The sequence below is a fragment of the Alloprevotella sp. genome, from assembly GCF_057240785.1.
The window spans coordinates 1-7,500 of the sequence record NZ_DBHHRH010000025.1; the positions used below are offsets into that span (position 1 = coordinate 1).

7 protein-coding genes and 2 tRNA genes (1 of these 9 only partly in view) are annotated in these 7,500 nt (G+C 42.1%); all 9 read right to left on the reverse strand.

All coding sequences use genetic code 11. The annotated features are described in order from the left end of the window. Positions 1-59: 59 nt before the first annotated feature. Positions 60-132 (reverse strand) — tRNA-Gly (locus tag ACO4R2_RS05680). Positions 133-153: 21 nt separating this feature from the next. After that, positions 154-236: transfer RNA gene (locus ACO4R2_RS05685), tRNA-Tyr, on the reverse strand. A gap of 139 nt (positions 237-375) precedes the next feature. After that, complete coding sequence (gene hpf / locus ACO4R2_RS05690) at positions 376-675, reverse strand: ribosome hibernation-promoting factor, HPF/YfiA family (RefSeq protein ID WP_484769517.1); 300 nt, start codon at positions 673-675, stop codon at positions 376-378. A 22-nt stretch (positions 676-697) separates the two neighbouring features. Continuing rightward, a complete protein-coding gene (gene xerA, locus ACO4R2_RS05695) occupies positions 698-1,582 on the reverse strand; it encodes a site-specific tyrosine recombinase/integron integrase (RefSeq protein WP_347720149.1) in 885 nt (294 codons plus the stop codon). A 140-nt stretch (positions 1,583-1,722) separates the two neighbouring features. Then, positions 1,723-2,547, reverse strand: coding sequence for a GIY-YIG nuclease family protein (locus tag ACO4R2_RS05700; protein WP_484769518.1), 825 nt, complete (start codon positions 2,545-2,547; stop codon positions 1,723-1,725). 523 nt (positions 2,548-3,070) lie between these two features. After that, positions 3,071-5,560, reverse strand: a complete 2,490-nt coding sequence (locus tag ACO4R2_RS05705; protein WP_484769519.1) for a T9SS C-terminal target domain-containing protein — start codon at positions 5,558-5,560, stop codon at positions 3,071-3,073. A gap of 184 nt (positions 5,561-5,744) precedes the next feature. Then, on the reverse strand, positions 5,745-5,936 hold the full coding sequence (gene rpsU, locus ACO4R2_RS05710; protein WP_009348375.1) for a 30S ribosomal protein S21: 192 nt from the start codon (positions 5,934-5,936) through the stop codon (positions 5,745-5,747). 188 nt (positions 5,937-6,124) lie between these two features. Next, entirely contained in the window at positions 6,125-7,042 is a 918-nt protein-coding gene (locus tag ACO4R2_RS05715) for a mechanosensitive ion channel family protein (protein ID WP_484769520.1), read from the reverse strand. A 101-nt stretch (positions 7,043-7,143) separates the two neighbouring features. After that, on the reverse strand, positions 7,144-7,500 hold the 3' portion of the coding sequence (locus tag ACO4R2_RS05720; protein ID WP_484769521.1) for a C40 family peptidase. 171 nt of this gene lie beyond the right edge of the window; the window shows 357 of its 528 coding nt (coding positions 172-528); the start codon falls outside the window, past its right edge; the stop codon is at positions 7,144-7,146.

Genomic DNA, 7,500 nt, shown 5'->3' on the forward strand with positions numbered 1-7,500 from the left:
CCGCGACCCCCAGCTTGGAAGGCTAGTGCTCTATCAACTGAGCTATTTCCGCAAAAATGAGCGGAAAACGGGGCTCAAACCCGCGACCCCCAGCTTGGAAGGCTAGTGCTCTATCAACTGAGCTATTTCCGCAAGTAGCTTAATAAGCTTAGGTGGGCAAAGATGGATTCGAACCACCGAAGGCGTAAGCCAGCAGATTTACAGTCTGCCCCATTTGGCCACTCTGGTATTTGCCCTTGTTTCTAAGAAATGGAAAACTTTGCAGTCGTCAGGACCTTTCCCGAAACGGCTGCAAAGTTAGTGATTAAATTTTATCCGCAAAACATTTTCAAAGAATTTTTCATGCAGATAACTTTTTATTTATCTCACAAAGCCTCACTTGCCTGATTTCTTTTCTTTTTGTTTTTCCAATTGACGCTTGAGGATGTCAACACAAAGATCTACACCTTCTTCAAAAGTATCGCAAGTTTTCTCAGCGTGCAGTTCTGCACCTGGAACAAAGAGATGGATAGCCGTTTCCTTGTTGCTAGCAGCTTCAGGCTTTACAATATTTAGGGTTACTTCTACACTGGTGATATTCTCTTCGAGTTTTTCGAGTTTTGCAACTTTCTTCTCGATGAAGTCTTGAAGTTTGTCTGTAGCATTGAAATGGATAGCTTTAACTTTGATTTCCATAAAAACCTCCTTTTTTTAATAGTTAAGCCCGAGGATGGGCATTTTCATATTCTTTTTTGAGTTCGGCAAATGTTGTGTGCGTATAAATTTCTGTTGTCGCTAAACTTTCGTGACCGAGAAGCTCCTTTACGGCTTCTAAGTCGGCTCCATTGTTGAGCATAACAGTAGCAAACGTATGACGCAACACGTGCGGACTCTTTTTTTTCTGTAATGTAACCTTCGACAGATATTTTTCCACTATGCAGCGCACTTGCGCCGTACTGAGACGCTGTCCTTTATTGTCCACAAAGAGTGGACCATTGTTCTGCCCCGTCAGTGGTTGCAACTCTTCTTCATAGAGTTTCATATCATGGAGCAACTCTTCTCCAAAAGGGATGATGCGTTGCTTATTCCTCTTTCCTGTCACCTTCAGCTGACGTTGCGAAAAATCAACATCCGACCGCTCTAGCCCTACTAATTCACTGACACGAACGCCTGTGGAATAAAATGTGAGCAGAATCAGATGGTCGCGACGCCCCTCGAAATCTTGAGTAAAATTCACCTCATCAAGCAGCCGATCCATTTCGCTCTGTTTCAGAAACGTAGGAAGTTGTTTTCCCACTTTCGGATTACGAACGAGATGCGAAGGATCTTTTTCAACCACCTTAGTCAGCAACAGAAAGCGATAGAAAGAACGGACGGCACTCAAATGCTGTTTCATAGAACGCTCTGAAAGGCCATTTTCCAAACGCTCCACCACCCAGTTTCGAATAACGTCGGAATCCAGCGTTTCCCACTCCAGATTTGTATCGACATTCCGAAAAAAGTTCTCGAACTGTTCCAATGCGTTGCGATATGCTTCTATCGTCCGCAAAGAGTAGCCTTTATCCGCGGCTAAATAGTCCAAAAACTTTTCTACAAGTGACATTTTGAGTTGTATATCTTTCTATCTGCGAATATAAAGATATTATTCTATTACCACAAAATTTTTGCAGCGAAAATATTAATTCGTATAGAAGAAGGAATACATGTTGGTTCTCCTCGTACCACGTCCTTACTGTACCCATTCTAGTGGCTTCGATATACGGAATCTAAAGTATTATTATCTTTATCCTTCCAGCTCGTCCAACCATTTGCGGACCTACCCAGACAAAAGGCAGCTGCAGTACTTGGGCTTGTAAACTTAAAGTTAGAATTCAGAACCAAAGTCCCATCCTCGGTCTCTTCGGTATATTCTTTTAGCATTTCGCTCCGCCGCTCCTTCCATTGCATGGATGGTGTAGCAGTTTTGGAAATTTTACTTCCTTTCAAGATAGTAAACCCCGAACTATGATAGAAACCTCTTGCATCACATCCACGCCCTTTCACAAAAAAGAGATGTTCTTCTTTAACTTTTATGGTTTCAAAAATTCCGCAGCCTATAAACGACGTGAGAAACTTTACATCTTCAAAGAATTCTTCCATATCATCTTGTCTATACTCTGGAAGGTTCGGAGCTTTGGGCGTTTGCTTGTTTTCATCCAACACAAAAGAACTCGTTTCTTTTGCTTCTTCGATTGCTCGATACTCTAAGAATTGAACGTCTGCCTTGGTCATTGCAGCATCTTTAGAGATAAACAACAAAGCCTTTTGCCAAAATGTCTTATTACTATCATGAACTTTCACTCGCTCACGAAAATTCTCTGTTTCTCCAATATATGCTTTAGGTTTTGTTTGTTCGTCTTCTCCCAACAAGATATAAAAAGCTGGTGTTTGCAGTTCACGACGTTCTGCTAAAATAGAGAGATTTGATCGAGGAATCACATACATCTGACAAATCTTATTACTAATAAAAGCATATTTAGTACCATTCGGGTCACCATCTATCAGATATGTTGTCACGCTTTTGCCCATAGAGAATTATGTTTTCAGCGTTAAAAGTAACACTTAATTTTAGAAAAATGGCTCTTACTAGTAAAAAGCGAGCATACACGGAAGAAGCTCCTCCTCCCCTATAAAATATCTCATTTTGTTGTCACATCGTCACACTCAGAGAAAATAATTTGATAGACAATGATTTATAGGATGTGACAACAAAAAACCAGTTGGAGAAAAGTCAGATTCTTCAGCTTCTCTACTATCATAATTGGGCGCTCCGCTACAATAAGCGCGTCAGCTGACGCAATAAGGATGCTAACTGACAGGCTTATTGCTTTTTCAAACGCAATAAGGATATTCACGCTCAGTTCTATTCGCCTCTTTTCTAAAACGTTTCAAAAACACAATTTATAAGTTCTAATAGGTCTATCTACTTCCACACATCGTTTCAACACAAGACCAAAAAACCAGCGGAATGCTCTCTTATAGAGTCTTCCGCTGGTGAGGAGTGAGGGGATAAAAGTTTTTCTAGCACACGATTATGATACTTTCCATAGGCTTATCGCACAACGACCTTTTCGGCTATATTGTTTACCTTCACAACATAAAGACCGGGCAAGAGAGAGAAGGAATGATGAGAGGGAGAAGCGGAAGATGCTTTACCCACCAAACTGCCGCGCATATCATAAATATGGACATCGACAGCAGTTGCTGCATAAACATCAATTCTTCCTTCCGACGGAATTATACGTAGCATAGGATTCTCAATGATCTGTACTGCCGTGGTTGCGTTGTGTACATCTTTGAGGTCAGAAGCATTAGAGACATAGGAGTCTGAGTATTTCTTCGCCATGGCTATCACACTATAAGCATAATCGTGGTTAGGCTCTAAATCACGAACCTCATAAGAACATTTGTCTGTGAAGAATGTTTTTGTGGGGCGATATAATTTCTCTCCTGCCTTTACGGTTTGCCGCACAGTGACTTCGTCAAGATAGAAGGGTTTGCCGTACATACTCATGAATGCGAGTTTTATGTTTCGACGCTGATTCCAATCCGTCACTAGATTGTCGAAGCTCACAGTTCCAGTAGTGTAACCTGGAGTTGTTCCCATCGGCAGCACGCGTGCATCCAAAGCTATACGATCGCTATATTCTTTCATCACAAGCACAAAGAGCGTATCTCCTGGATGTGTGTTGTAGGCTTTCAAATCTACTTCGAAGATTCCGCTATTGCAATCCAAAGACAAACGTGGCGATACCACAAGACCTGCCAACCCTAAATAATAGTTCGTTTCCTGCGTACCTGCCATCCCTTTCGCCCACGCTGGCAACTGCTGCATCCAATCGGTATCGGTCTCGCCGCGTTGTGCCAAAGAAGCCGTACGGTCGTAAGTGACAGATGGCTGTTCGACAGAGCCTTCGTTTATCCGATTGAAAGTTTCATGAAGAACAACCACATCGGAAGTCTCTTCCTTGGGCTGAACTATCTGATAGGTGTTCAACTGATACTTATCTGCATGATACAAAGCTTCCCAATTGGCCGTATAGCTTGTTGCAGAAACGTTTGTTGGTTCTTTCGGCATAGGGGTGACGCCTACGATTCCGTCGACCCAAACGTCATTAGAGGGATCGGAGAGAACGTCGCCATCCTTCGCCTTGACAGAATAGAAATATTCGTACTCTGGATGGATGCCTGAAACCACACAGAATGTATCTGTTACTTCCTTGTCCGTTATGAAAGGTTTCGGAATGGGCAAAGTTTTATAGGTGTATGTCACATCATCGATGGCAAAAGAGAGAAGATTCTTCTGAATGTATTCTATCTTTATCTGAGTGGCATTATCGCCCAAGGCGTTTTGGTCTAAAGTATAGAAACCTCCATCTTTCTGCATCCAACTATTGGGAATGTAGGCAATAGGTGTCCAGCTGCCGCCTATCAGAGCCGACACTCCCACCATGGAGTAAGAGAAATTGGGTTCTGTCTCCATACTGCTTGGTTTCACCCAGAATGAGACCTTCGTGATAGGAGCTGGAGAAACTGGTGTCATGATGTAGTCGCCCTCTTCATCAAAATTGAGAGAGAGCTTTCCAGAATGCAAATCGGCTGCATCTGTACAGACATCCTTTTTGCCTTTGGAGGAAACATCAATGTCCCATCCTTGTGGATAATTAGGAGTGGTTAGATTTATCTTTCGGGTGGTTTCATCAAAACTTATCGCATCAAAGTTTTCCACCACAGTGGTCTCAGGAATCACCTCATCGGGCATTCCTTTATAGTAGACATTGAGCAGATAGCTCTTGGCATCCTTCGTAGGTTTCCATCTCGCTACAAAGGATGTGGAAGAAAGATTAACGGGATTCAGAACAGAAGGTGCAAGAATTTTAGTCTTCGTACGAACGATTTTTATATCGTCGAGAAGCATGTCACATTTCTCTGCTTGAAATTGGAAAAGATTGTTGGCATTGAAAGTACCCTTGCTGGTTTTGATTTCAAAATTCTGCCATTCAGTGGTTAGTTGGAGCGTGAAGTTGTCCTCTGGGCCTGTGTTGTTATCACAAAGGGCCACCCAAAGCGTTCCTTCCGTATCTTTCGCGTTCAACCGACGAGCGCGAAAAGTTAGCACCACATCTCCAAAAAGTTCCATCTCGGGAGTGCTAACAAATCCTGCGCGTTCGCCATTCTCAAACATACGCAAACAGCAGATACCTCCGGCTTGATAGGCTTCATTGCCTACCCACCCTTTCATCTTGGTATATTTAGCGGGGATGGTGAAAGAGGTGTGAGAACCACAAACGGGCTTCCCATCTGGCACGGCTTCGGTCCCAGCAGTCCATTTGGAGAAGTCTTCTTCCAGTACAGTCTCTGCAGGTGCCTTATTTGAAGCCGCCAACAGCGCATAAGCCTTTGGTTGAACTGCATGAACAAAGGGGTTCGGCTGGGGTTTATTCCAATGAAAGCCCTTAGAGCTTTGTGCCGACAGATTCCCTACCATACAAAGGGCAAGAAAGAGGCTTACCAACGATGTGTGTAAAAGTTTTCTTTTCATAGGCTAACTATTAGTGAATAATATATTTGAAAAAAATCGCTAGCGAATACCTTTTTCTACTACAATCCATGAGGAATATAGCTCAGTTGCAAATGTAGGGAATATTTTTATTTCTCACAAAAAATGCGTTGCAGCCTAAAAAAGACTGCAACGCATTGTGCTATTATCAAACGAAAGAACTTTATTAGTCCTCTGCGCGACGAAGCTGCTGTACGTAAACAGCGTGCTCCTTTGCGAGACGCTTCAGTACGCTGGGCTTGTTGTACTGCTGACGAGCGCGGAGCTCTTTAACAACACCTGTTCTTTCGAATTTTCTCTTGAATTTTTTGAGGGCGCGTTCGATGTTTTCGCCTTCTTTAACGGGTACTACGATCATTTTTCGTTGTTTTTATTTTGTTATTTAATAATTGCGAGGGAGATATACTTCTTGCGAGGTGCAAAAGTAGTTCATTTTTAATGAAGAACAAAACAATCCTTTTATTTTTTGAGTTTGTTCTTACATTTCCAGCTATTTGCCCTTGCAAGGTCGTTAATAGTTTGAGTTAGAATAGTTTTTCTTTCTTACTATATTTTGTCACCCCCTTTCGTAGCAACCTTATCGTCATTGACGACATAAAGCGTTTGAGTGTTAAACGGTATATTGAGTTTTGGATCTTCATTGATGGCTTTATAAAAAGCTTCTTGCATACGGAAATGTACGTCCCAATAGTCGCTGGGATTAACGTAGGCGCGCACCGTAAGTTCTACACTGCTTGCACTGAGATTGGCCACTTCAACAAAATAAGGAACAAGCGCATTACCCTGTATGTCCTTTGGTTCTGTTAAGATGGCTGGGTCTTGCTTCAAACAGTTGATAATAACATCGCGCGCATGTTCTACATCATTTCCATATTCAATTCCCACCGTCCATATCTCACGGCGCAAAGCGGTTTGATCGCTATTGATAACAAGCGTAGTAGACATCGTGCCATTGGGAATATAGACTCTGCGACCATCTGCGGTTTCGATGATAGTATGGAATATCTGTATCTCGCGAACAGTACCTATGTTGTTTTGCGCTTCTATCGTATCTCCAACTTTATAGGGCTTGAAAAGAAGGATAATCAGACCACCTGCAAAATTTTGAAGATTGCCAGATAGAGCCATACCGATAGCAACACCAGCAGAGGCTAAAAGAGCTGCAAAAGACGTGGTATTCACGCCTAAGGTGCTAACCACTGTCACGATGAGCAAAATAGTCAGCAGGATATTCGTAAGGCTTTTCAAAAAAGTTTGAACCGTAGGCTCTACCTTGCTGCGAAGGAGAAAACGGGCTACAAGCTTATTAAGCAGTTTTACAATCCAGCGACCAATAATATAGACAACGATAGCGGCTAGTATGTTTTTGCCCACACCTATTCCCATCTCTATCAGTCGCTGAAGAAAACGATCTATGTGAGAAATATTGACTTCGGGAGTTGTTATACTAAGAATGCTAAACATATCCTATATTTAAATTTCAATGCAAAGATACTGTTTTTTAATGAAACAATAATGCCACTCTCACAATAGTGAAAGTGGCAAAACTGAATATTGTAGTATTTTTATTTTTGATCAATAATTCGACGAGCGCCCATATAACGTTTACTATAATAAGCTTGGTCAGAAGAATCTACTTGCACACCTGTCCTAGCTGCATGAACAAACTTAAAGCTTTGTCCATTATCTGCCACGTCTGTAACTATGCCTACGTGCCCTACTGAGTTAGAACCGCGTGAACCTCCAAAGAAAACAAGGTCTCCCTTACGCAAATTACTAATACTCATAATAGGAGTTCCTTCTGTAAACTGAGAGCGACTAGAACGTGTGATATGTACATTGTTTAATTTATATACATAACTGGTCAAACCTGAACAATCAAACCCTCCAGGGCCGCTTCTTCCAGAACAATATTTTGTCCC

What these genes read in the sequence shown, in the direction of transcription:
- hpf (WP_484769517.1), bottom strand. Translation starts at nt 675, where the DNA reads ATGGAAATCAAAGTTAAAGCTATCCATTTCAATGCTACAGACAAACTT.
- xerA (WP_347720149.1), bottom strand. Translation starts at nt 1,582, where the DNA reads ATGTCACTTGTAGAAAAGTTTTTGGACTATTTAGCCGCGGATAAAGGC.
- ACO4R2_RS05700 (WP_484769518.1), bottom strand. Translation starts at nt 2,547, where the DNA reads ATGGGCAAAAGCGTGACAACATATCTGATAGATGGTGACCCGAATGGT.
- ACO4R2_RS05705 (WP_484769519.1), bottom strand. Translation starts at nt 5,560, where the DNA reads ATGAAAAGAAAACTTTTACACACATCGTTGGTAAGCCTCTTTCTTGCC.
- rpsU (WP_009348375.1), bottom strand. Translation starts at nt 5,936, where the DNA reads ATGATCGTAGTACCCGTTAAAGAAGGCGAAAACATCGAACGCGCCCTC.
- ACO4R2_RS05715 (WP_484769520.1), bottom strand. Translation starts at nt 7,042, where the DNA reads ATGTTTAGCATTCTTAGTATAACAACTCCCGAAGTCAATATTTCTCAC.